The organism is Acinetobacter sp. BZX-2 (assembly GCF_055179795.1).
Genome location: NZ_CM143686.1, coordinates 2,042,891 through 2,065,661, shown reverse-complemented (window position 1 = coordinate 2,065,661; position 22,771 = coordinate 2,042,891). Strand labels below are relative to the sequence as shown.

General features: G+C 37.5%; 18 protein-coding genes. 10 read left to right on the top strand and 8 right to left on the bottom strand.

The genetic code is table 11. From position 1 onward, the window contains the following. Nucleotides 1-32 precede the first annotated feature (32 nt). Together ACY45D_RS09735 and ACY45D_RS09730 are read right to left on the bottom strand one after the other, a co-directional pair. A complete protein-coding gene (locus ACY45D_RS09735; protein ID WP_463106566.1) occupies nt 33-1,331 on the bottom strand; it encodes a Y-family DNA polymerase in 1,299 nt (432 codons plus the stop codon). Then, nucleotides 1,328-1,927, bottom strand: a complete 600-nt coding sequence (locus tag ACY45D_RS09730) for a LexA family protein (protein ID WP_463106565.1) — start codon at nt 1,925-1,927, stop codon at nt 1,328-1,330. The genes ACY45D_RS09735 and ACY45D_RS09730 overlap by 4 nt, the downstream gene beginning before the upstream one ends. 355 nt (nt 1,928-2,282) lie before the next feature. Between ACY45D_RS09730 and ACY45D_RS09725 the strand changes: the two genes are divergently transcribed. After that, nucleotides 2,283-2,846, top strand: a complete 564-nt coding sequence (locus ACY45D_RS09725) for a 1-acyl-sn-glycerol-3-phosphate acyltransferase (protein WP_463106564.1) — start codon at nt 2,283-2,285, stop codon at nt 2,844-2,846. Between the two features lie 107 nt (nt 2,847-2,953). Then, nucleotides 2,954-3,703, top strand: coding sequence for a YebC/PmpR family DNA-binding transcriptional regulator (locus tag ACY45D_RS09720; protein WP_463106563.1), 750 nt, complete (start codon nt 2,954-2,956; stop codon nt 3,701-3,703). 250 nt (nt 3,704-3,953) lie between these two features. On the opposite strand, the gene ACY45D_RS09715 is transcribed toward ACY45D_RS09720, so the two are convergent. Both ACY45D_RS09715 and ACY45D_RS09710 read right to left on the bottom strand, forming a co-directional pair. Further along, complete coding sequence (locus tag ACY45D_RS09715; RefSeq protein WP_463106562.1) at nt 3,954-4,433, bottom strand: GrpB family protein; 480 nt, start codon at nt 4,431-4,433, stop codon at nt 3,954-3,956. A 46-nt stretch (nt 4,434-4,479) separates the two neighbouring features. After that, nucleotides 4,480-4,953, bottom strand: a complete 474-nt coding sequence (locus tag ACY45D_RS09710) for an Lrp/AsnC family transcriptional regulator (RefSeq protein ID WP_463106561.1) — start codon at nt 4,951-4,953, stop codon at nt 4,480-4,482. Nucleotides 4,954-5,207: 254 nt separating this feature from the next. Between ACY45D_RS09710 and ACY45D_RS09705 the strand changes: the two genes are divergently transcribed. The 5 genes from ACY45D_RS09705 (at nt 5,208) to ACY45D_RS09685 (ending at nt 8,884) form a co-directional block, all read left to right on the top strand. Next, entirely contained in the window at nt 5,208-5,990 is a 783-nt protein-coding gene (locus ACY45D_RS09705) for a HesA/MoeB/ThiF family protein (RefSeq protein ID WP_463106560.1), read from the top strand. A gap of 39 nt (nt 5,991-6,029) precedes the next feature. After that, nucleotides 6,030-7,328 (top strand): ABC1 kinase family protein, encoded by a 1,299-nt coding sequence (locus ACY45D_RS09700; RefSeq protein WP_463106559.1) that lies wholly within the window; start codon nt 6,030-6,032, stop codon nt 7,326-7,328. Nucleotides 7,329-7,561: 233 nt separating this feature from the next. Beyond that, nucleotides 7,562-7,942, top strand: coding sequence for a dihydroneopterin aldolase (gene folB / locus ACY45D_RS09695; RefSeq protein ID WP_463106558.1), 381 nt, complete (start codon nt 7,562-7,564; stop codon nt 7,940-7,942). After that, nucleotides 7,899-8,330, top strand: coding sequence for a 2-amino-4-hydroxy-6-hydroxymethyldihydropteridine diphosphokinase (locus ACY45D_RS09690; protein WP_463106557.1), 432 nt, complete (start codon nt 7,899-7,901; stop codon nt 8,328-8,330). The genes folB and ACY45D_RS09690 overlap by 44 nt, the downstream gene beginning before the upstream one ends. A gap of 62 nt (nt 8,331-8,392) precedes the next feature. Beyond that, nucleotides 8,393-8,884, top strand: a complete 492-nt coding sequence (locus ACY45D_RS09685) for a hypothetical protein (protein ID WP_463106556.1) — start codon at nt 8,393-8,395, stop codon at nt 8,882-8,884. Nucleotides 8,885-9,077: 193 nt separating this feature from the next. Here the strand turns inward: ACY45D_RS09685 and coq7 are convergent, their stop codons facing one another. Together coq7 and ACY45D_RS09675 are read right to left on the bottom strand one after the other, a co-directional pair. Continuing rightward, nucleotides 9,078-9,713 carry a 2-polyprenyl-3-methyl-6-methoxy-1,4-benzoquinone monooxygenase gene (gene coq7 / locus ACY45D_RS09680; protein WP_463106555.1) on the bottom strand — a complete coding sequence of 212 codons (636 nt, stop codon included), beginning with the start codon at nt 9,711-9,713 and terminating at the stop codon, nt 9,078-9,080. Between the two features lies 1 nt (nt 9,714). Next, the gene (locus ACY45D_RS09675; protein ID WP_463106554.1) at nt 9,715-11,034 is read right to left on the bottom strand and encodes an MFS transporter; all 1,320 of its coding nucleotides are present in this window, start codon (nt 11,032-11,034) and stop codon (nt 9,715-9,717) included. Between the two features lie 177 nt (nt 11,035-11,211). Between ACY45D_RS09675 and ACY45D_RS09670 the strand changes: the two genes are divergently transcribed. Further along, the gene (locus ACY45D_RS09670) at nt 11,212-13,935 is read left to right on the top strand and encodes an autotransporter assembly complex protein TamA (protein WP_463106553.1); all 2,724 of its coding nucleotides are present in this window, start codon (nt 11,212-11,214) and stop codon (nt 13,933-13,935) included. A 59-nt stretch (nt 13,936-13,994) separates the two neighbouring features. Further along, a complete protein-coding gene (locus tag ACY45D_RS09665) occupies nt 13,995-18,530 on the top strand; it encodes a translocation/assembly module TamB domain-containing protein (protein ID WP_463106552.1) in 4,536 nt (1,511 codons plus the stop codon). Between the two features lie 88 nt (nt 18,531-18,618). On the opposite strand, the gene ACY45D_RS09660 is transcribed toward ACY45D_RS09665, so the two are convergent. Further along, nucleotides 18,619-20,247: a long-chain-fatty-acid--CoA ligase gene (locus ACY45D_RS09660; RefSeq protein ID WP_463106551.1), complete on the bottom strand. Its 1,629-nt coding sequence runs from the start codon at nt 20,245-20,247 to the stop codon at nt 18,619-18,621. Nucleotides 20,248-20,944: 697 nt separating this feature from the next. On the opposite strand from ACY45D_RS09660, the gene ACY45D_RS09655 reads away from it, so the two are divergent. Next, nucleotides 20,945-21,157 carry a hypothetical protein gene (locus ACY45D_RS09655; RefSeq protein WP_463106550.1) on the top strand — a complete coding sequence of 71 codons (213 nt, stop codon included), beginning with the start codon at nt 20,945-20,947 and terminating at the stop codon, nt 21,155-21,157. Between the two features lie 435 nt (nt 21,158-21,592). Here ACY45D_RS09655 and bioB read toward each other — a convergent pair whose 3' ends face one another. Next, a complete protein-coding gene (gene bioB / locus ACY45D_RS09650; protein ID WP_463106549.1) occupies nt 21,593-22,582 on the bottom strand; it encodes a biotin synthase BioB in 990 nt (329 codons plus the stop codon). Between the last annotated feature and the right edge of the window lie 189 nt (nt 22,583-22,771).

The window sequence follows — 22,771 nt, the reverse complement described above, 5'->3', positions numbered from 1 at the left end:
AAAATCATTCAGCACTTTATTTCACATACTTTTTAATGATCTATTTTTAGTAGCTCATCCCAGTGAAAAGGATTTTTACTGAGTTTGTTGCGATTCATTGACCAACTGCGATCGGGAATATAACAAGCACCAATCCCTAATTTTTTCTTACCAAAACGCTCATGTACATCCTCAATTGCAGACATTAATTTATCCTTCTTCTCAATATTTGATCTATCAGAAAGTAAGTCAAAGGCATGACTATTTTTCGACTCTAATGCTGTCAGAATTACCCCACATTTCTTATATTTAATGCCTTTTTTATAAATATGTTTGAGCATTTCAGTTGCAGCCTTGACTAAATCTGCCACACAGTCTGTAGGTTCAGAAAATGCAAAGGGAATAAATTGGTTATAAAAAGGAATATTCTCATCAAAAGGATTGGATTGCACAAAAATGATAATACACCCACACAGCAGTTGACCTTCACGTAATCGTGCGCAAGCGTCCTGCGCATAGGCACTCATGGCTTCTTTAAGGTCATTGAGTTCAGTCACACGTGAGCCGAATGAACGACTGGCGATAATTTGCTTTTTACTTGGCGGGGTATGTTCAACTTCTATGCAAGATATCCCTTGTAATTCTGCAACCGTTTTAGCCATGACAATTGAAAAGCGTTTTTTCATTTCAGCTGGGTTTGAACAAGCCAGATCGAATACCGTGTGAACATTCATCGCATGTAATTTTTTAGAAAGTTTACGACCAACATTCCAAACCTCACTGACATCAATCAGACTGAAAAAATAATCACGGTGTTTGGGATCCATCGATGCCAAATTGCATACACCACTAAAACGTTTGGCTTTTTTTGCCATGTGATTGGCCATTTTGGCCTCTGTTTTACTTCGACCAATACCAACACATACAGGCAAACCTAGCCATTTTCCAATACGGTTACGCATTTCTTGAGCATATTCAGTGAGATCATAGCTTTTTGCATAAGCTGTTAGTTCTAGAAAACATTCATCAATAGAATAAATTTCTTGCTCCGAAGCTGTTACAAAGTCTCCCAATATAGCGTGAAAACGACGTGACATTTCAGTATATAAAGCATAGTTGCTGGAAAGAACTTGTACATCGTGTTTCTGTACAATGTCTTCAATTTGAAAGAAGGGCACAGCCATCTTTATGCCTAAATCTTTTGCTTCCTGACTTCTCGCCACAGCACAACCATCATTATTCGACAGCACAATAACAGGCTTATTGTTTAAAGATGGATCAAAAACACGCTCACAACTGACATAGCAGTTATTGACATCGACAAGTGCAAAGATTCTATTTTGAGTATTCATTTGAAGCGCTTTAATGCATAAGTGACGACACCCCAAATGATAAGCTCTTGACTTTCATCAAGATGAATATCGCTATATTCAGGGTTTTCAGCTTTTAACCAATGCTGACCATTTTCAATCATCAATCGTTTAACTGTGAAATCATTGTCAATTAGAGCGATGACAATGTCTCGATGCTTGGCTTCAAGGCTACGATCAACAACCAATTCATCATTGATATCGAGACCGATACCGAGCATGGATAGGGAATTTACCCGAACAATAAAAGTAGCAGTTGGGTTTTTAATCAGGTGTTCATTTAAATCGAGAGTCTTATCGATATAGTCTTGAGCGGGAGAGGGAAAACCTGCTTGTACACGCTCAATTGCAAGAGGAATGTGTAGAAAGGTCACGGGATTAATCTGTTGAATATGGTCAATTTCAACCTGTGTTTTATAGACGGTATTTTTGATTGTGAATGAGCAAGATTGGAATGTATGAGAAGGTTCAGCTTGCCCTTTGTTCGCAAGGTTTGTTTTCAGTATTTGAGAGGGAGCATAAGGGCCGAATATCATGTTTTTACAATGATCATCATGTTGATATTTAGACTCATTCATATCTTAACTCGAATTTGTTACATATTCAAAATTCTAAAACTTGATTGAGTAAAATTCAAATGATTATTTTTCTATCAAAGAAAATTTTTGTGTAATATAGACTGAATATAAAATGAAAAATCACGGTAAATATTGGCTTTGAGACGATTTTCAGCCAAAATGAAGGGGGCTTATTTTTTTTGTAAAAACGGATAAAATACCAGTTTTTACTGTTTTAGAATTGCCATGGTTTAGGATTAAGTCTCAGTTTTGGCAAAATAAATATACAAATGTAAAAAAAGAACTGAATAGCAATTGTATTTTTTTGCAGATGCTCGGACAATTCGCAAATTATTTTTATGACGCTAGGTAGAACATGAAAAAGTTATTGGGGGAGTTAGCTTTTAAATTGTCAGGTTGGACATATGAAGTAAAACCCAATGTATTAGAAAAAAAACAAGTGATTATCGGTTTTGAACATACGTCGATGATGGATGCAGTGCTGTCCCTTGCAATTTTTCAAATTTTTGATTTAAAAATTCATACATTGATCAAAAAAGAATTATTCAAAGGACCTATGAAGCCAATTCTTGAGAAAGTTGGCGGGATTGCAGTTGATCGTAAATCCAATCAAGACATCGTGACGCAAATGGTTGAGTTGTTTCAAACGAATGATGAATTTAATTTAGTTATTGCACCAGAAGCTACACGTGCTGAACGTGGAGAGGCTCGTAAACCGATTCGTACAGGGTTTTGGCATATTGCTAAAGCAGCAAATGTGCCGATTGTTTTGATGTATGCTAACTCAAAAACCAAGCAAGGTGGTATTTTCGGTAAAATCTATCCTTCAGATATCGATCAAGATTTAGCTGAAATTAAACGATTATATAAAGAGCATACAGGGTTGGATATTGTCATTCCTGAGCCAAAAAAAGCGTAATTTGGATAAAATCTAAAAAATAAGCACTTTCTCATAAAAAAGTGCTTATGGTAGAATTGCCACAAATTTGATATGGCATAAGGCCAATCTACAGGAGCATATTTCGCATGGCGGGTCATTCCAAGTGGGCTAACACAAAGCATCGTAAAGCAAAACAAGATGCGAGTCGCGCTAAAGTATTTACAAAATTTATTCGTGAGATCGTGACTGCGGCTCGTTTAGGTGGTGGAGATGTTGCTTCGAATCCACGTTTACGTGCAGTTATTGAAAAAGCTTTGGTGGCAAATATGACACGTGACACCATCAACCGTGCAACTGCGCGTGGTGTTGGTGGTGAAGAAAATGCCGATTTGAAAGAAGTCACTTATGAAGGTTATGGCGTGGGTGGTGTTGCTGTAATTGTTGAAACCATGACGGATAACTTGAATCGTACTGTGCCTGATGTTCGCCACTGTTTTTCTAAAACCAATGGTAACTTAGGAACTGCGGGTTCAGTTGCTTACATGTTTACTAAACGTGGTGAGATTACTTTTGAAGATGTTTCTTTAGAAGATAAGATCATGGATGTCGCTTTAGAAGCGGGTGCAGAAGATATTGAAGTGAGTGAAGATGAGATTTTGGTCATCACAACACCTGAAACTTTCGGTACTGTTCAAGATGCTTTAGCGACTGCAGGTTTAAAATCTGATAATGCTGAAGTGACGATGAGTCCTTCAACAAAAGCATTAATTACAGATGTAGATCAAGCTAAACAAATTCTAAAAATGATTGATATGTTTGAAGATTTGGATGATGTGCAAAACGTTTATACCAACGTTGAATTCTCAGATGAAGTACTCGCTGAGTTAGACGCTTAATTCATATTTGAGTCAAAAAACGCACCAGTGGGTGTAGTGCTGATCAGTTAAGTCTTTTTAAATCCTCCCCAACCCTCCTTTTTCAAAGGAGGGAGTATCAAGAATCTAAAATTATTTTAAATTCTCAATAGTTCCCCTCTTTTTCCTTGCGCCATAAATGGCTCAGGGTTAGGGGAGATTCTTAGATAAGTAACGACTAAATTACTCTTAACTGGCTAACATTACACCTTTTGGTGCGTTTTTTATTGAGCTAAGTTTTATGTCTATCTAGAACATCTGAAATGAATCGATTTTTTTCTGTACGATAATCTGCCATATCTAAATATTCACAGCGTCTTTTTAGATCATTGTAGTTTTTAATGAGTTCAGGTGATTGTCTAAGCCGATCTCTAAATGTAATAAATGATTCAAACTCAGAACCTTTTACAATCAGTTGAAAAGCAACGTTATCGCCATTTTGAGATTCCAACATACACAGTTGATTTGTTCTCAATGTTTCTAATTTCTCTCGGAAATTTAATGTCCAAAGTTTTTGAATAGCATCATCAAATTCAGATTGTGACACTGCAATATAAATATCTAAATCACCTTTAGAAATGGCGTGAGGAATAGAAGAAGCACCGATATGTTCAATTTTTGCATATGGTAAAACTGTGCTGATTTGAGTTTGATAATATTCAAACAACACTTTGCATTGTGGTTGGTATTCTTCTGCTAAATAAAATTTCATGTTATACCAATTAAAATAAAGCCTTATATTGTACTTACCATAAGACTTAAACGCGATTAAGCAGTCCAGTACAGTTAAAAACGTGATTATATTCTTTAATCACAAAGCTAGAATGCAGGGCGACGACATGGTCAATTTTACCAATACGTTTCAGTAAAATTTCACTGTAGTTTTCCATGTCTTTTGCAACCACTTCAACTAAAAAATCAGCCGTTTGCCCAGTCACTAAAAAGGCATTAATCACTTCTGGAATACTTTCGAGCTCTTCTAAAAATTTAGCAAAAGTATCACTGTCGTGTTTACTTAAAGAAACCTGCAATATCACGTGAAGTTTAAAACCGAGCTTCTCAAAATTAATATCACGTTTCAAATTGGTCATGATATTGGTTTCAATCAAATGTTTGATTCTACGGTGTACCGAGCTTACAGAGAGGTTAATACGTTCCGACAGTTCATTTAGGTTGATATCTTCATGCGTTAAAATTTCAAGAATTTGTTTGTCGTAACGATCAAGTTCCATGCTTAAATCCAATCTGAAAAAGTTTTCTGCTTTAATGTAGAATGGTTTGTTAAAAATTTCAACATTTGATCAAATTGTGGGAAAAATATCGACAATGTAGGTTTTTGTGGAAATTATGCAGAAATCTAAATGTAGTCATTTTAAATTTAATTTTAACTGATCAAATTCGGTTAAATACTCAAAATATAACAATGTAAGCATTTAATTTGAATGTTTTACTTTATACTGATCAAAACTGAAATATCTCTTCTCTCATGCTCGAAAATGATTTAGAACTCACCGAATCTGAAATGCATCTTTATTCACGTCAAATCCTACTGGATGGTTGGGATATTGAAGCGCAGGAAAAGCTCAAACTGGCCAATGTTTTAATTGTAGGCTGCGGTGGGATTGGTTGTACTGTTGCGGAGTTACTCGCACGCGCGGGAGTTGGAAAAATCACGCTTATAGATGCAGATACCATTGAAATCAGCAATCTACAACGTCAAATTGCCTATACACAACAAGATGTTGGATTTTATAAATCAGAGATACTCAGCAAGCGTCTGCAACAGATTAACCCCTTTATCCAAGTTGAAAGTCATACTCATAAACTGGATGAGTTCAATGCCCAATCATTGATTGCTCAACAAGATTTAGTCCTCGATGGTTGTGATAATTTCACCACACGTTATTTGGTCAATCAGGTTTGTACCCAATTCAATGTACCGTTGATTAGCGCATCGGCAATTGGTTTCCAAGGTCAATTGTTTATGGTCGAAGGAAATTCAGCCTGTTATGAGTGTTTATTTCCCAAAGAACAACATATTAATGAAAGCTTTCGTTGTGCAGATTCAGGGGTTTTAGCTACGACGCCAAATGTAATGGCAAGCTTGCAAGCACATCATGCACTTTTATATTTAGGTTTAGCTCAGACCCCACTCAAGCAAAAATTACTGCTTTGGGATGGCTTAACAATGAAACAACGAATTTTAGCCTTTGAAAAAGATACAGATTGTGCAAACTGTCAGGCAAGCCATACAGCAAAGGCTGATTAATTTGCTACACTTGTCTCAATTTATTTCTACTTAGACATTATGAAAAACAATATCTGGTTAGATGGACTGCGCTCAGTTGCCCGAGTCGGGGAAACGGCTGTAATCGCAGCAAAAGCAGGCATCAAATATGCGACTGAAAAACCAAGTAACGCAAAACTCATGCGTGAAACGTTTGAATCTTTAGGCTCAACTTATATTAAGTTGGGGCAATTCATTGCCAGTACACCTTCATTATTTCCTCGTGAATATGTTGAAGAGTTTCAAGGTTGTCTAGATCAAACACCGTCATTACCATTCAGCTATGTACAAGGTGTCTTAGCGCAAGAATTTGCAGGGCGAGATTTAAGTGAAATTTTCGCTTCTATTGAAGAAAAGCCATTGGCTTCAGCGTCTATTGCACAAGTACATGCAGCGAAATTGGTGACTGGTGAAGATGTTGTTATTAAAGTGCAAAAGCCTGGTGTGGAAACCATCCTCTATACCGATCTCAATGTTTTGCATTGGGCAACAAAAATCTTAGAAAAAGCGGTTCCTAAAGTTAAATTTGCTTCGTTGGCAGATATTGTTGAAGAAATTAAAACACGTATGGTACGTGAAGTAGATTTTATTGAAGAAGCGCAAAACCTTGATGACTTTGTGAATTATCTCAACGTGTCTCAAAATCACGCTGCGACTGCGCCAAAGGTTTATCACCAGTATTCAACTCGCCGTGTATTGACCATGCAACGCTTGTATGGTGTGCCATTAACCGATTTTGATGTGGTTAGAAAAGTTGCAAAAGACCCTTCACAAGTGCTCATTACGGCAATGAACACATGGTTTGGTAGCTTAATGCTGTGTAAATCATTTCACGCAGATTTACATGCAGGAAACCTGATGTTGCTTGAAGATGGGCGAATTGGCTTTATTGATTTTGGTATCGTGGGTCAACTTAAACCAGAAGTATGGCAGTCGTGTATGGCATTTATGGATGCATTGCAAAAGACCGATTACACGCTTATGGCTCAAAATATGTTGGGTATGGGCATGACGAGTACGCAGATTGATACCCAAGTGTTAGCGGATGATTTGGAGCGCCTATTTAGTGGTGTTCTATTGGCAGATCCGCAAAAAATCATGACTTCAAACCCTTCTGATTTAAACGATATTATGATGGATATGGTTGCCGTCGGTGAGCGTCACGGTATTCGATTCCCACGTGATTTTGCCTTATTATTTAAGCAAATGTTGTATTTTGATCGCTTCATGCGTGTACTTGCACCATATACCGATATTTATGCAGATCAACGTTTGCAAATGGTGCAAGATTTAGATCCAGCTTCGTTGTTGAAGCATTGAGATGGATCTTCTCCCCTAAAGGACGGAGGGATTGCTTCTATTCTAATAGAAGCTTCCTAAGTACCTCTTTTCAAAAGGGGACTTTATTTGATTCAGCTTCGATATCGAATATTGAGATGGATCTCCTCCCTTTTTAAAGGGAGGTAGGGAGGGATTGCTTTTAATGGAATCCCCCTAAATCCCCCTTTTTCAAAGGGGGACTTTTTAATCTGAATAGAGAATTTGAAATCGTTATGGACGCAATTATCATTGAAGGTTTAAAAGTGGATACAGTAGTTGGCTGTTTCAATTGGGAACGCCAAATGATTCAGCCTTTAATGCTTGATCTCACGATTCAGAGCTGTTTAGAAAAAGCATCCAACACAGATGAACTAGAAGACACGTTAAATTATGCAGAAATTTGTGAGATTTCGAGTAAAGTCATTCAAGACGCTGCCCCGAAATTGATCGAACATGCGGCTAAACTGGTTTTAAATGCGCTTTTCGCTACCTATCCATCAGTTGAATCGATTATGATTACCATCCGTAAGCCTGCCATTATCCCGCAAGCAAATTCTGTAGGAATTCGCCTTGAACGCCACCGAAACGATATTCGCCCTAGCTCTGGCGAGTAATAGCGCTCCTCAATATCATTTTCAAAAAACATTTGCTCAGATTTTGAGTTTGGGTGAAGCCACATTTTCAAAAATTTATATTATTCCATGTCGTGATGGCGTAGGTGCAGATTATTGGAATGCTGCGTGTTTGCTGAAAAGCCAATTATCTGTTGAAGAAATCATCGCCTTATTAAAAAAGATGGAAGCAGATTCAGGTCGTGTCCGTCCTTCACACAATATCACTTTGGATGTCGATTTGATTGCGTGGGGGAGCGATTTAACGCAGATGCAATTTAATCCTAAAAAATTACCATTGGCTCTGGATGTAAAGATTCCAATGTATGATATTTGGCAAGATATGTTATTCGATCATCCAAAGCATCAATTCCCTGTTATTGTTTTATAATATTTTTAGAGATGAGAGAGTAAGTAGCAATGTATTTGAAATCATTGACATTGTTAAGTTGTATGTTTCTATTCAGTGCATGTACACATTTGCCTGAACAATCGATTCAAGCATCAAAAACAGAAGTTAAAAATCAATCTGTGCAACAACGTGACAGCAATTTAAAACAAAGTATTTTTGCTTATACAAAAGATTCATCTGCTTATGAGGTGGCTTTTGATGACTTGAATGGCGATGGGCAACAAGATGCCTTAGTGCTTTTGAATGGTTTGGATTGGTGTGGTTCAGGTGGTTGTACCATGCTGATCTTTAAAGGGAAACCGAACCAAGCATTTGATTTTTTGAGTAAAACAACTTTGGTTGATAGCCCCGTCTATTCAACAATGTATGTTAGTAATGGTTGGAAACAGTTATTGGTTTATAGTCGAAAGCATGGGCAAGTGATGTTGAAATTTGATGGTGCAGTTTATCCACTAAACCCATCTTTATTGCCTATAGAGGCTACACAGTCAGCGCCACACAATGCTAAGTTATTGTTTGGATTGAGTGAATAGTTCTACTTATTCAATCGCTTATCAGTTTAAAAATGTTCAAAGAAATTAAATGAGTAAAGTAAAAACTATTTAGAAAAAGGTTGTACTGGTATAAAAAGCGCAATGCTCTTTATTCTAAAACGTTTAAATCATTCCTTTGCTGCATATTCCTCACTTTTGAAAAGGTGAGGAATATCAACAGTAAAAAAGCTTGTTAAATAAAATAACTGGTCTTGGTCATCAATTTAGAAATAGCCGTCATGGTGATTTTGACTGGAATGGGTAAATCAACACCGCCTGCTTGTAAAGCTGTATCACGGTGGTGCAATTCATCTTCATTCATTTGTACCAGTATTCTGCGTGAACGTTCATCTTGTGCAGGCAGTTGGCTAATATGATGTTGTAGATGCATACTCACTTGACGTTCAGTTTCGGCAACAAAACCTAAGCTGTATTTATCACCCGCAATACCTGCCAGTGCGCCCATACCAAAAGAAAGCCCGTACCAAACAGGGTTCAATAAACTGGTATGACTATCCAATTCTTTTAAGCGATCTTCACACCATGCCAAATGGTCTTGCTCTTCGATCGCAGCAAACTCCATTTCACGGCGTACATTCGGTAGCTTTGCAGTTAAAGCCTGCCCGTGGTAAAGCGCTTGGGCACATACTTCACCACTATGATTCACTCGCATTAAACCTGCAACATGGCGAGCTTCACTGACGGCTAATTTAGTTTCTGTGTCATTTGACGGGTTCGTTCTTTGTGCAGACGTCGCGCCTGGTACTAAACTTCTTAAAGCTTGATCGAATGAATTGATCAGTTTATCAATGCCAGTATATTGACGCATATTAGTCCTCCAAAGAAGCTTGAGTTGTGGCAATCAGTGGTTTTAAACGAATTAATAACCACGTACTAAAAATCGCACTGAGTATAGCGGTAATACAAAATAGAACTTTAATATCTATTTTTAAAATACTTAAGATGATTATAGAGAAAATCGCAGAGGAAACCATGAATATTGCATTAAAGATATTATTGGCAGCAACCACACGGGCACGATGTGACTTAGGTGCGTAGGCTTGCATCATGGCGTACAAAGGAACGATATAAAATCCACCGCTAATCCCTAGTAAGGTGACTGCAACCATAACATGGTAATACGCAGCACCTGAGCTAAACATATCTGAAATGGTGATCAAATCACCTGTGCGCTCAGGAACAAATGCTAAGCTTGCTGCTAAATAAAGCGCAAATACAGTCAATCCGATTGCACCAATGGGTACCATTTTAATATTGACTTCAGTACCGCCAACCTTACGACACAGCAGTGAACCGACACCAATACCAACTGAAAAGAATGTCAAAAGCAGACTGACTACATTTTCATTGGCATGCAAGTTTTGTTGAGTTAATTGAGGAATTTGCGTGAGATAAGTTGCCCCGTAAAACCAATACCATGAGTTACCTAAAAGAATGATAAAAATTAAAGGCAAACTTTTCGCATAACCAATGGTTTGAAAACTGGTACGAAAGAAATTCCAGTCAATTTCTAAATCAGTATTGGTCGTGGGTTGCTTAAGAACAAAACGACTACATAGATAACCCATCACTGCAATCGCTATGATGGTTAAACAAATCCAAATCATATTGCCTTCAGAAAGCGAAATCACCGCTCCACCTAAAATCATACCAATCAAAATGGCGATGGACGTTCCAGACTGAAACAGTGCATTTCCAGACATCAATTCATTGGGTTTTAAAATATCAGGCAGAATTGCATATTTGATCGGGCCAAAGAAGGTACTGTGGGTTCCCATTAAAAATAAGGCAAACAGTAAAATCCATAAATTGCCCAATAAAAAACCAGCTGAAGCGATCAGCATGATGATAATTTCGAGTATTTTGATACTTCGGACTAAAAATGAACGTTCGTACTTATCTGCAATTTGTCCAGCTGTCGCAGAAAAGATGAAATAGGGTAGAATAAATAACAATGCAGCAAGGTTGTTGAGTGTGCTTATACTTGCAGATTGTTGTTGAATCCATCCATAAGTGATGACGAGCAAAAGCGATTGTTTATAGACATTATCGTTTAATGCACCAAAGAATTGGGTAAGAAACATCGGCAGAAAACGCCGTGTAGCTAAAATATGCTCATTTTTTTCCATTGTAGATGACTTCATTTAGTTATTTATGAAAAATGTGGTGAAATAGTAACTATCATACAAAATCATGTATCATGTTTTAACCTTAAATCATGTTTAAAACCAATTGTTTTGAGTGTCAGAAATATACATTGTTCAGTGTAAATTTCATTTAATATATTTAGATAATTAGAGCTTGGTATGCCAGCAAAAATTAAATTTAAAAAATCTGTACTTGCACATTGTATGCACCTTCACTTTGATAGTTATCATATCAACAAACTGTTATGTGCAAGTGTTTTTTTAAGTGTTTTTGCTGTACCCCTAAGTTATGCCGAATCAGCGCAGGACAATATAAAGCAAGAAAATCAAACAGCTGAGATTACCAATACACAAGAGCAATTAGAAGCCGCTGCAAAGCAACAAGGTTTGCCGAATGAGAAAATAGACCAAATTGATGAAAAAATAGAACAAAGCAAAGCTACAACATCGGTTGACAGTTTATCTATGCTTCAACAGCAAGAACAAAACTTGGGTGTTCAAGATGATTTTAAACCGATTCAATTTGATGATCTTGAAGATTTACCGATTGCACCTGTTGATCAATCTTTAGCAAATGAAATTTTTCAAGTTGCAGAAGACGCAAAGAAAGAAGCACTTGATTTTAGGAATGGTGTTACACAAGTTCCTGAAGTGGTTGTGAATGATGCTACACAGCAAGAAGTTTATGAAATTACTCAAGCTCCTGTCAATGTAGATCAACTCATTCAAGAGATTCATTCAGATCAGGATATTTCAGTCGAAAAAAATGATACAGCGAAAACATTAACAGATCCAACCTTGAGTGAAGCCAAGCCTGAAGAGATTAAAGTTGGTTTCTTTAAAGGGTTGATTAACAAAGTTATTAAACCACAAAGTAATGTTGCAACCATTCCTAAAATTACGGTGACAGTTGAGGGCGGGCCTAAAGTTCTGACGGACAATATTAAAGCGAAATTATCTTCTTTTACTCAAGAGGCTTTTTTAGATTTTAATGGTTCAGTTTCACAATTGAGAACCCTGACTGTGCAAGCTGCTCAGGCTGTGGGTTATTACAATGCGCAATTTAAATTTTCAAAAGTGGATGATAAACACTTAAAAGTTAGTGTTGTTGCCAATGAGCCCGTAATCGTAGCTGAGCAAAATATAGAAGGCAGTGGTGCTGGAGCGAATTTGGCTCAGTTCCAAGTGATACGTGTTTTACCAGACTTGGAAGTAGGCGATACGTTTAACCACGGTTTATATGAAACTACAAAATCACGTATTACCGATGCTGCGATTGATAATGGTTTTTTTGACAGTTATTGGCGTTTACATGACGTTAAAGTTGAACAACCACAGAATAAAGCCAAAATTAATTTAAAATATGAAACGGGTGATCGCTATAAATTAGGTCATGTTGAATTTAGGATGAGTGATCCTTCTAAACCGCTACCAATTGATTTAAAAGTTCTTGAGTCTATGGTTCCTTGGAAAGATGATGCTGACTATACCGCATGGCGTATCAATGGTTTGGCAAATAACTTAACCAACTCACGATATTTTAACTATACTTTGGTTGATGCTATAAAACCTGATCCGATTGTGAAACCTTTAGAGCTACCTGCGGATTTACAAGCACTGGTCGATCAGGAGCGTATCGCTGCGGCTTCATTTTCAGAGCAGACTCAAGTTGAAAAAGCCAAACAGTCGGATAAAGAAGTCACGCAGAATGTGGTCGATGAAAATCAGTTCGCTGGAACTCAGCAAGATGCGACAGATCCGAATTTAAGACAATTGCAAACACAGCAAAAAGAAAAAGAATCTGAAGAGGATTTGCTCAAAGATAAAGCACGTGAAGAAAAGAAAATTCCTGTCGTGGTGACTTTAAATGCAGATCGTCTCAATAGTTTAGAAACAGGTATTGGGTTTGGAACAGATACTGGTGTTCGTCTACGAAGTCAGTATCGCCGTGCCATTGTCAATCATTTAGGTCATTCTTTTGACGCGAACTTCGAGTTATCACAAATTCGTCAATCCTTTGATGCCCGTTATAATATTCCTTATAAACATCCACTAAATGATTATGTCAGCCTCGTTGCAGGTTATGAGCGTGAAGATCGTGGGGGGATTGGTAATGATTTGGATTTGGTCATTGAATCTGCTGTTGCGGGTGTGGACCGTGTGATTAAAGGGTCTCGTAAAGAATGGCAGCATATTTTTGGCGTGCGTTATCGTTTAGACCGAATTACGCAAAGTGGTGTGGTGGATGTAGATGACATTCCCGATGCTTTCTTAATACCAGGTTCGAATGAAGAACAAGAATCTTTATTATTTGGATACGAAGCAACCAAAACCACCAGTGATAATCGAGTGAATCCAACCCGTGGTTTTAAACAATCGTATAAAATTCAAATGGGTAGTGAGTCTTTATTGACCGATACAGATATGGCAATCGTCAATACAACGTGGAAAGCACTATATTCATTGGGCAAAAATGACAATCATCAATTTGTTGGTGGTTTGGATGTGGGTTATATTTTTGCAAAAGATTTTCAACAAGTGCCTTATAATTTAAGATTCTTTGCAGGTGGTGACCAAAGCCTGAGAGGTTTTGATTATAAAAGCCTTTCTCCAGTTGAATATGGCTATGAAGTCGGAGGGCAGGCTTTAGCTGTTGGGTCAGTAGAATATAACTATCAGTTTAAAGAAGGTTGGCGTGCAGCCATTTTTAGTGATGTTGGTAATGCCTACAATAAAAACTTTAGTAATGATACAGAATACAGTATCGGTCTAGGCATTCGCTGGAAATCACCGATTGGCCCAATTCGATTAGACTTGGCTTCTGGAATATCAGATCCAGACCGTCCGATTCGATTACACTTCTATATTGGATCGCAACTTTAATATCCATAATCCATAGAATAAATGAATGATTTAAAATCAGTGAGAACTTTGGAAATAATATGACTGATGCAGAACATCAAGATGTTCAAAATGAACAACAAAGTAATTCTTTAGAGCCTGAGCAAAGCCCAAAGAAGCGTAAATTATTACGCAATATTCTGTTGTCGGTGTTTTTGATCATTGTTTTATTGGTTACTGCATTAGCTGTGATGTTTAGTACAGATAAGGGCAGTAAGTTCTTACTTGATCGTGTTGCTGCTAGTCAAAAAATTATCCATTATCAATATGAAGGCGGTAATCTTTTACAAGGGATTATTCTCAAAAATATTCTAGTCACCCTAAAACCTGTAGATATTAAAATAGATCGAGCCAATGTTTCTTTAGGTTGGCGAGCCATTTTTGATAAAGAAATTCATTTAAGTCATGCCGATGTCAATAATTTAAGAATTATCACAAAGACTCCACCAAGCAATGAGCCGTTCAAATTTAGTGAAATCAAACTGCCTTTTATTCTGCGGGTAGATCAGGCAGATGTGGATCATTTACAGATCCAAACTTATTCAGCCAAAGTTGATTTTAATGATGTGCATTTAGAAGAGGCATTGTGGTCTGGGACTGAATTAAAATTTGAAAATTCAAGCATGGACATGGGCTATTTGTCTGTTAAAAATGCCAAAGGCAATATGGATTTTAAAGGGAAATATCCATTAAATGCACAAGGTGTTGTTCGTTTACCGTCTCTTAAAAGTTTAAATATTCAAGATATTTATGTGCAAGCACGTGGTTCTTTAGACACGATTAAAGCAGGTGTGGCAACAAAAACACCTGATATGCTAACAGGATGGGCAGTGTTGCATCCAATGCGTCCCAATGTGCCAATGAATGGTGCTTTAAATTTTAAAGATTACCATTGGCCGTTGTTATTAGATCAAGCACTTTTATCAAAGAATGGTATTGCAAAATTCCAAGGTGATATTAAAGGTTTAAACCTCGATATCAATACCGATATTAGTGGGAAAAATATTCCACAAGGTCAATATACAGGTCTTGCACATACAGACTTGGTGAACCAACTGAATATCAGTAATGTCAATGGTCAGCTGATGGGGGGAGCGGTTAATGCTGCTGGGCTAGTGAGTTGGCAAGATCATGTCCATTGGGATATTAAAGGGCGTTTAGATCGTATTAATCCAAAAGACAAAATTATTCCACAAGTCGTTCAAGACTTTTTGCCACCGTCATTAGATGCCAATATTTCTTCGGTAGGTGCACTGAAACAAGGCATGCATTTAACCGCAAATGTTGCTTTTGATAAATATGAAACTTGGAATGTCAAACTGGATCAAGCCGAACAAAAGAGTCAAAAGCCTGAGCCTATGCAACTAGGTGTCAATTGGAAAAATATTGATCGAGCTGTTCCGTATGTGGGTTGGTTGAGTAGTGAGCAAGGTCAAGTCAATTTAGCATTGCTTGAAGGTCAACAAAATTTTCATGTTGCAACCGTTGTGCGGAAAAACGAAAAAGGCAGTTTGCCAGCAGGTAAATATAATGCGCAATTGGACTTAAAAGGCAACGATTTACATATTCCAGCTTTTAATTATTTAGCAGATCAAGGCAATCTTTCAGGTCATGCAGTGATTGAGTTACCAACAGATAAACGTCAATTAAAGTGGACAGCATTATTGAATGCTAAAGATTTTAATCCACAATCTGTACTCGCTACTGCTCCTGTGAATTTGTTAAATGGTCAAGTTAAAGCAAATGGTTTTGCGAAACCAAATCAACAACTTATTTCTTTTGATCACATAGATCTCACTGGACGAATTGCCAATCAAGCCAACCCAGAAACCATCCGACTGACAGGTAAAAGTAGTGCTGCGATTATTTTTGCAGATCAAAAAGCAGGAGGTGGTTTTAAAGGCTTTGCTGTGAATTATGATGGTGCACTCAATGCAGCGCAATTGAAACAAGGCAGTGGTTTATTAAAACTACGGGTGTCTGGTACACCTGAATTGATCAAAATATCTGAGTTACAGCATGACGGTGTTGCTGGAAAAGTCTTTGCAAGTGGTTTAGTGCATGTGGCGAATGGTTTCAGTTGGGATATTAGTACTTCATTGGTTCGCTTTAAACCACAATACTTTGTTTCCTCAGTCCGTGGTGAGGTTTCAGGGAATGTGAAAACCCAAGGTCGTTGGTCTGATCAACAGAAAAGAATTAATATCCAACAACTTAACATTGCAGGCATGATTAATAATAAGCCTTTACGTGGTCGTGGTAATTTGGCAATCATGCTCAATGCTGATCAAAAAGGTTTTGTTCCTCAGCAGTTTGAGGCAAATAACTTATTCTTGTCCTATGCCAATAATCAAGTTCAAGCCACAGGAAATGCGCAAAACCTACGCTTAAAAGTCAATGCTCCTGCTTTATATGAAATTTATCCGGGTTTACGTGGTAAAGCATACGGTTATTTAAATTTACAGATAGAACCGCGTTTAAGTGCGACTGCAAACTTAGTGGTTGATCGTTTTAGTTTTAATGATATTAGTATTAAAAAACTCAGTTTGAAAGGTGAATTGCCAACGTCTGAAACCGTGCCTTCTAAAATGGTTGCGCAAATGGAGACATTGCGTAGTGGTGATCGTGAAATTCAACATGCAGCGATTACTTTGTCGGGTACTCGCAAAGCACACTTATTGCAATTACAGGGTTGGAATTATTATTCAAAATTCTATATGCAATTGGCAGGTGGTTTTAATGCGCAGAATGATTGGTTAGGACAAGTTCAAAAAGGTGAGTTTGACTCGGTTCGAGCACATTTACTTCAACAAAAGAATGCCCCAATTATTTATTCATCTGCCAAAGCTGAGTTGTATGTTGGACAGCATTGTTGGCAGAGTCAGCAAAGTCAGTTGTGCTTTGATCAGCCGATACGAGTGAGTAAGAAAAGTGGTAATGTTTCATTCTTAACTCAAAATCTAGATTTAAATGATTTCGCTGCATTTATGCCAACAGGCTTAGCATTAACAGGTAAATTAAATGGTTATGCAAAAGCGTCATGGGCTCAAGGTGCGAAACCTAAGTTAGATGCTAAATTAATCACACGCAACGGTAAAATTGGTATTGCTGCCGAAAATCCTGAAGATGTTTCAACATCGATGAACTATGATGAAGCAAGTATCATTGCAAAAAGCATTGCTGATGGATTACTACTGCGTGTTGACTTAAAAGCACCAAATATCGGTACAGGCTATGCAAGTGTTATTGTGAACCCATATGTTGACTCAAAACCAATGCGTGGCGAAGTTGCCTTTAACGAAGTTCAATTACAGATTTTAAAACCATTTATTGCAGATATACGCAAATTAGATGGCACATTGTCACTTGCAGGTAAGATCAATGGAACCTTATCTCAGCCATTATTTGATGGTGAGATGCGCTTAAAGAATGGTGAAATCAGTATGATTTCACTGCCTGTTAATTTAACCAATGTGCAAATTTACTCTTCAATTCGCCAAGATGTTGTGACGATTAATGGTGCGTTTAATAGTGGACGTGGGGTCGGGAAAATCAATGGTAGTATTGATTGGAAAAATGATCTACGTGTGCAATTAAAATTAAATGGTGAAAAATTACTTGTTCGTCAAGCACCGTTGATCACAGCTGTCGTGGATACTGATATTGAAGTAGACGCATTGCCAATGAGTAAGCGTGTTGCAGTGAAAGGTAAAGTAGATGTTCCTCGTGCACTGATTTCAATGCCTGAAGCAAGTGCAGCAGTTGTGAACGTTTCACCTGATGTACGTATTGTCAAAGAAGGAGAAAACCAACTCGCTATTCTGCGTGCAGCTAAACCGTGGGATATTCGTGCAGATGTTAATGTCAATCTTGGCGATAAAGTGATTTTTGAAGGCTTTAACAGTCGTATTCCATTGGTCGGTCGTTTATATCTCACACAACGTGGTCTAGAGACAGCCATGCGTGCCAATGGTGCGATTGGCGTTAGCCAAAAAGTAACGATCGAAGCGTATGGTCAGCGTTTAGATTTGAATCGTGCAATTGCACGTTTTAATGGCCCATTGGCAAACCCAACATTGGACATAGACACCAATAAGAGTATCTCGGGCAGTATAGTCGGTGTCCGTATTACAGGCACCGCATCGAGTCCAAATATTCAAGTTTATAATGATGCTGGATTGTCTGATCAAGAGGCGATGAATGCGTTAATTACAGGGCGTATCAATGAAGGTTCAAGTGGTTTAAGTAATGAGCAAGGCTTCAAATCTGACGTCAATAATACCATTGCAGCAGCGGGTATTAGTTTAGGGTTGGGTGGTACACGTGCATTTACCAACCAGATTGGACGTACTTTTGGCTTAAGTGGTTTGTCTTTTGATGCACAAGGTACGGGTGATGATACCCAAGTCAGTTTAACGGGCTATATTACCCCAGACTTATATATTCGTTATGGTGTCGGTGTCTTCACACCAGTGAATAAGTTAACCTTACGCTATCAAATGAATAAACGCTTATATTTAGAAGCGAGTCAGTCTTTAGAAAAAGCAATCGATTTGTTCTATCATTGGCGATTCTAAAAAGCGAAAAGCTGAAAATTTCTCAGAAATAAAAAAAGCCTTTTAATTCAATATTAAAAGGCTTTTTTATAAGTATTCAAATGATTTTTTATTCAGTAAGTAATATTTTCCCATACTGTTCGCGTAGATCACGCTTCAACATTTTGCCAGTACCCGTTAAAGGAATCGACTCTACAAAAATGACTTTATCTGGAATTTGCCATTTTGCGATTTTGTCAGAATAGTAATCTAATAAACCTTGCTCTGTAATGGTTGCACCTTGTTGTTTAATGGCAATCACAATAGGTCGTTCATCCCATTTAGGGTGATCTGCTGCAATCACCGCTGCCATCGCAATTTCAGGATGATTCATGGCAATATTCTCCAATTCAACTGAAGAAATCCATTCACCACCTGATTTAATCAAATCTTTAGCGCGATCACTTAATAATAAATATCCATCTTCATTAATCGAAGCAATATCACCTGTATCGAACCAGCCGTCTGTTGTTAAGGCATTATCAGACTTTCCATAATAAGATTCGATAATCCAATGACCTTTGACTTGAAGATTTCCAGTGGTATGTCCATCACGGCTGACTTCATGTGTCCCATTTTCTGCATCGGTAATACGTAAATCGACACCAAAAGGTGGGCGACCTTGGGATAAGCGTACTTTAAATTGTTCTTCTGCTGAAAGCTGTTGATGTTTAGCTTTGAGCTGATTACCTGTGCCTAAAGGACTCATTTCCGTCATCCCCCATGCATGAATGGTTTCACAATGATAAACATCTCTAAATGCTTTCATCATTGCAGGTGGGCAAGCAGAGCCACCGACGACATTGCGTTTTAAACTGTTCAATTGGCTACCAGTTTGCTTCGCTGCGGCAAGTAGACCTTGCCAAATGGTTGGTACACCAAGTGCAATACTGACTTTATAATCGTCAATCATTTGTACCAAGCTTGCACCGTCTAAGCCAGGGCCAGGAAGGACGAAGGTACAACCCACCATCGCCGCGGCATACGGTGTTCCCCATGCATTAACATGGAACATCGGAACGACTGGTAACATGATGTCATTGGCAGATAAATTTAATGAGTCAGGTAAGCAAATGGCATAGGTGTGGAGTACTGTTGAACGATGGCTGTATAAAGCACCTTTAGGATTTCCTGTTGTACCAGAGGTATAACACAGCGAACTTGCAGTGTTTTCTTCCAAGCTTGGCCATTCATAATGTACAGACTGTTCGGCAATGAGTACGTCGTAGAATTTTACATCTGGTACAGCATCTGCAACTTCTTGGTCAAAAGCACCGAGGTAGACAAAATGTTCAACTGTTGGTGTATGAGCTTTTACAGCACGAATTAAAGGGAGAAAGGTTTTATCAAATAATACAACACGATCTTGTGCATCATTAATAATAAAAACAAGTTGTTCTGGAAATAGGCGAGGGTTAATCGTATGACAAACTAAACCACTGCCTGAAATCGCATACCATGATTCAAGATGGCGATGATTGTTCCATGCAATCGTTGCAACACGATCGCCTTGCACAAGTCCAAGAGACTGTAGGGCATTGGCAAAACGTTTAGAGTTTTCGGTGATATGTGTCCAATCTGTTTGTGTAATTGTACCGTCTGTATTTTTAGAAATAATTGCGGTGTCTCCATGATAACGCGCAGCATGTTCAATCATGCTACTGATCAGGAGGGGTTGTTGCATCATTCTTCCTTGCATACAAAATTCCTTTATAATCAAATTAATACATATAAATTGTGTTAAAGCTTTCTAGTTGAAAAGATTGTTAATAGAAAAAGCTACCATTTCATCCTATATAAAAGTTGGATTAAATCAAGATTAAAACTTACAATTTTTATGACAAAAATAAATAATTTTCAGCAATAAAACCAATAATTTAAGAAATTATCATTATTTGAAAATTAAGCTTTAAAAACGCTTTATTCATGGCTGTATCTATACAATCTATATACGACTAAAGATGTAAGAAAATATATTTCATCTTATGAAAAATTGTGATAATTATATTTAAAAGTCTAATTAGACTTTCTTTAAAGTGTTCAGGAAGAAATAAAACAAGTAGGAATCTTAAGGGAGTTAAGGAATGTTAAGTAAAATCAGAAAGTTACTATGTATCCATAGTTATGAATATGAAATCGGGTACAACTTCGTTGTTAAGGAATGTCGTAAATGTGGAGCACATCATTAATTTCTTCTACATGTAAATCGATCGTGTGACACGTCTAATTGAATAAAGAAACCATCATATTTCACATAAATATGGTGGTTTTTTAGTTTGAAAATCTGAGATTCAATCTTTAAGTCTTTCCCATTTTTTAGTATTTGATGTCCTTACTTTTAATCAGAAATTTATTTCAGATACAATGATGACATTCTTATTATTTGTTTTATTGTCATGGCTAAAGATTTTCTCGCAGAAACCTACATTGTCGATGAGCATATTGCTGATACTTTAAATTGGCTTTGCCAGCATCAGGATTGTTTTGATGCTTTTCAATATGATGCGATTGCTCAAGAATTAAAAGTACATCATGCCAATGGAACAGATATTATCCGTCAGGGCATGTATTTAACGTCGAAGTATGGGATTTTAGTCACGTCTTTATAGTTTTTATTTTGAGCGTATTTTAATTTTAACGTCAGTTCGGGATAAAATTTAATGTAAGTTATTGAAAAGATAGATTAGGCACAACGGAGTCTTACCGTTTAAAGGCAAATGTAAGGATTAACCCACTTCGTCTTGCACTTCGCTTGAAATATATTTCAATCTTGTTCAAGTTCGACCAACTTTTCTTTCGGGAAAAGTAGGCAAAACCATTTGTCAGTCGCCAACTCGACAGATACTAGCAAGTACCTAATATATTGCAAAAACAGTATATTACAGATGTAGTCTGGCCTCGAACAATGCGACTGACGTTTCCGTGTATCATATAGTTGGGAATAGATCTTATTCCGAGCTCAGGTTAATTTTAAAATCGTTATTTGTAACATAAACTGATACATAGTAATTCCTCTTCATTGAAAAGGGATTACTTTTTAGATATTAGCTTGCCATTGCATCAATAGATAATTCGGAAACGCTAGGTTTTGCTTTTTCAACGTTTAAACCCAGTTTGTCGAATAATTGTTTATCTTTACCTTCACCTGCATTTGGAGTGGTTAGTAATTTTTCACCACTAAACAGGGAGTTTGCACCTGCCATGAATGCCAAGGCTTGGTCTGAATCTGACAGTGATTCACGTCCAGCTGAAAGGCGTATGTAGCTTTTAGGCATGATAATACGGGCTACTGCAATGGTGCGAATCCATTCTGTAACATCAAGCTTTTCAACATCGGCCAATGGTGTACCTTCAATAGGAACGAGCATATTGATCGGTACTGACTCAGGATGAATGGCTAAAGTTGCCAATTCATGCAGTAGACCAATACGGTCTTTGCGGCTTTCACCTAAACCAACAATACCACCACTACAAACTTTCATACCTGCATTACGTACATGATCCAAGGTATTTAAGCGATCATCAAAAGTACGTGTGCTAATGATATGTGAATAATATTCACGAGAAGTGTCTAGGTTATGATTGTAATAATCTAAACCTGCTTCATGTAAACGTTCAGCTTGAGACTGATTGAGCATACCCAAAGTCATACAGGTTTCTAAACCCAATGCTTTGACTTCACGAACCATTTCAATCACATAAGGCATATCTCTTTCATGCGGATTGCGCCATGCTGCACCCATGCAAAAACGTGAAGAGCCTGAAGCAAGTGCTTCTTTGGCTTCGCTAATTACTTTTTCAACCGCAATACGTTTTTCAGCTTCAAGTTTTGAGTCATAACGTGCAGACTGAGAACAGTATTTACAATCTTCAGGGCATTTACCTGTTTTAATTGAAAGTAAAGTGCTGACTTGAATCGTGTTGGCATCGAAATGCTCACGATGTGTTTGTTGCGCTTTAAATACTAAATCAAGAAAGGGTTGATTGTATAAAACCTGAATTTCTTCACGAGTCCAGTCATTACGTACTGTCATTGGTCTAATCCGTGATAATCATTATCTAATAGTGCTTATAATACATAATTCGTGCCAATTCCAAAGGGCAAAAAAGTCCAAATATGATGGTATCTTACGATTAAAAATATCAATAAAATTGAAAACAAAAATTATAGATATAGTTGCAATGTTGAACGGTTTTCCTGTGAATTACTTACAAAATTATGA

What these genes read in the sequence shown, in the direction of transcription:
- ACY45D_RS09735 (WP_463106566.1), bottom strand. Translation starts at nt 1,331, where the DNA reads ATGAATACTCAAAATAGAATCTTTGCACTTGTCGATGTCAATAACTGC.
- ACY45D_RS09730 (WP_463106565.1), bottom strand. Translation starts at nt 1,927, where the DNA reads ATGAATGAGTCTAAATATCAACATGATGATCATTGTAAAAACATGATA.
- ACY45D_RS09725 (WP_463106564.1), top strand. Translation starts at nt 2,283, where the DNA reads ATGAAAAAGTTATTGGGGGAGTTAGCTTTTAAATTGTCAGGTTGGACA.
- ACY45D_RS09720 (WP_463106563.1), top strand. Translation starts at nt 2,954, where the DNA reads ATGGCGGGTCATTCCAAGTGGGCTAACACAAAGCATCGTAAAGCAAAA.
- ACY45D_RS09715 (WP_463106562.1), bottom strand. Translation starts at nt 4,433, where the DNA reads ATGAAATTTTATTTAGCAGAAGAATACCAACCACAATGCAAAGTGTTG.
- ACY45D_RS09710 (WP_463106561.1), bottom strand. Translation starts at nt 4,953, where the DNA reads ATGGAACTTGATCGTTACGACAAACAAATTCTTGAAATTTTAACGCAT.
- ACY45D_RS09705 (WP_463106560.1), top strand. Translation starts at nt 5,208, where the DNA reads ATGCTCGAAAATGATTTAGAACTCACCGAATCTGAAATGCATCTTTAT.
- ACY45D_RS09700 (WP_463106559.1), top strand. Translation starts at nt 6,030, where the DNA reads ATGAAAAACAATATCTGGTTAGATGGACTGCGCTCAGTTGCCCGAGTC.
- folB (WP_463106558.1), top strand. Translation starts at nt 7,562, where the DNA reads ATGGACGCAATTATCATTGAAGGTTTAAAAGTGGATACAGTAGTTGGC.
- ACY45D_RS09685 (WP_463106556.1), top strand. Translation starts at nt 8,393, where the DNA reads ATGTTTCTATTCAGTGCATGTACACATTTGCCTGAACAATCGATTCAA.
- coq7 (WP_463106555.1), bottom strand. Translation starts at nt 9,713, where the DNA reads ATGCGTCAATATACTGGCATTGATAAACTGATCAATTCATTCGATCAA.
- ACY45D_RS09675 (WP_463106554.1), bottom strand. Translation starts at nt 11,034, where the DNA reads ATGGAAAAAAATGAGCATATTTTAGCTACACGGCGTTTTCTGCCGATG.
- ACY45D_RS09670 (WP_463106553.1), top strand. Translation starts at nt 11,212, where the DNA reads ATGCCAGCAAAAATTAAATTTAAAAAATCTGTACTTGCACATTGTATG.
- ACY45D_RS09665 (WP_463106552.1), top strand. Translation starts at nt 13,995, where the DNA reads ATGACTGATGCAGAACATCAAGATGTTCAAAATGAACAACAAAGTAAT.
- ACY45D_RS09660 (WP_463106551.1), bottom strand. Translation starts at nt 20,247, where the DNA reads ATGCAAGGAAGAATGATGCAACAACCCCTCCTGATCAGTAGCATGATT.
- ACY45D_RS09655 (WP_463106550.1), top strand. Translation starts at nt 20,945, where the DNA reads ATGGCTAAAGATTTTCTCGCAGAAACCTACATTGTCGATGAGCATATT.
- bioB (WP_463106549.1), bottom strand. Translation starts at nt 22,582, where the DNA reads ATGACAGTACGTAATGACTGGACTCGTGAAGAAATTCAGGTTTTATAC.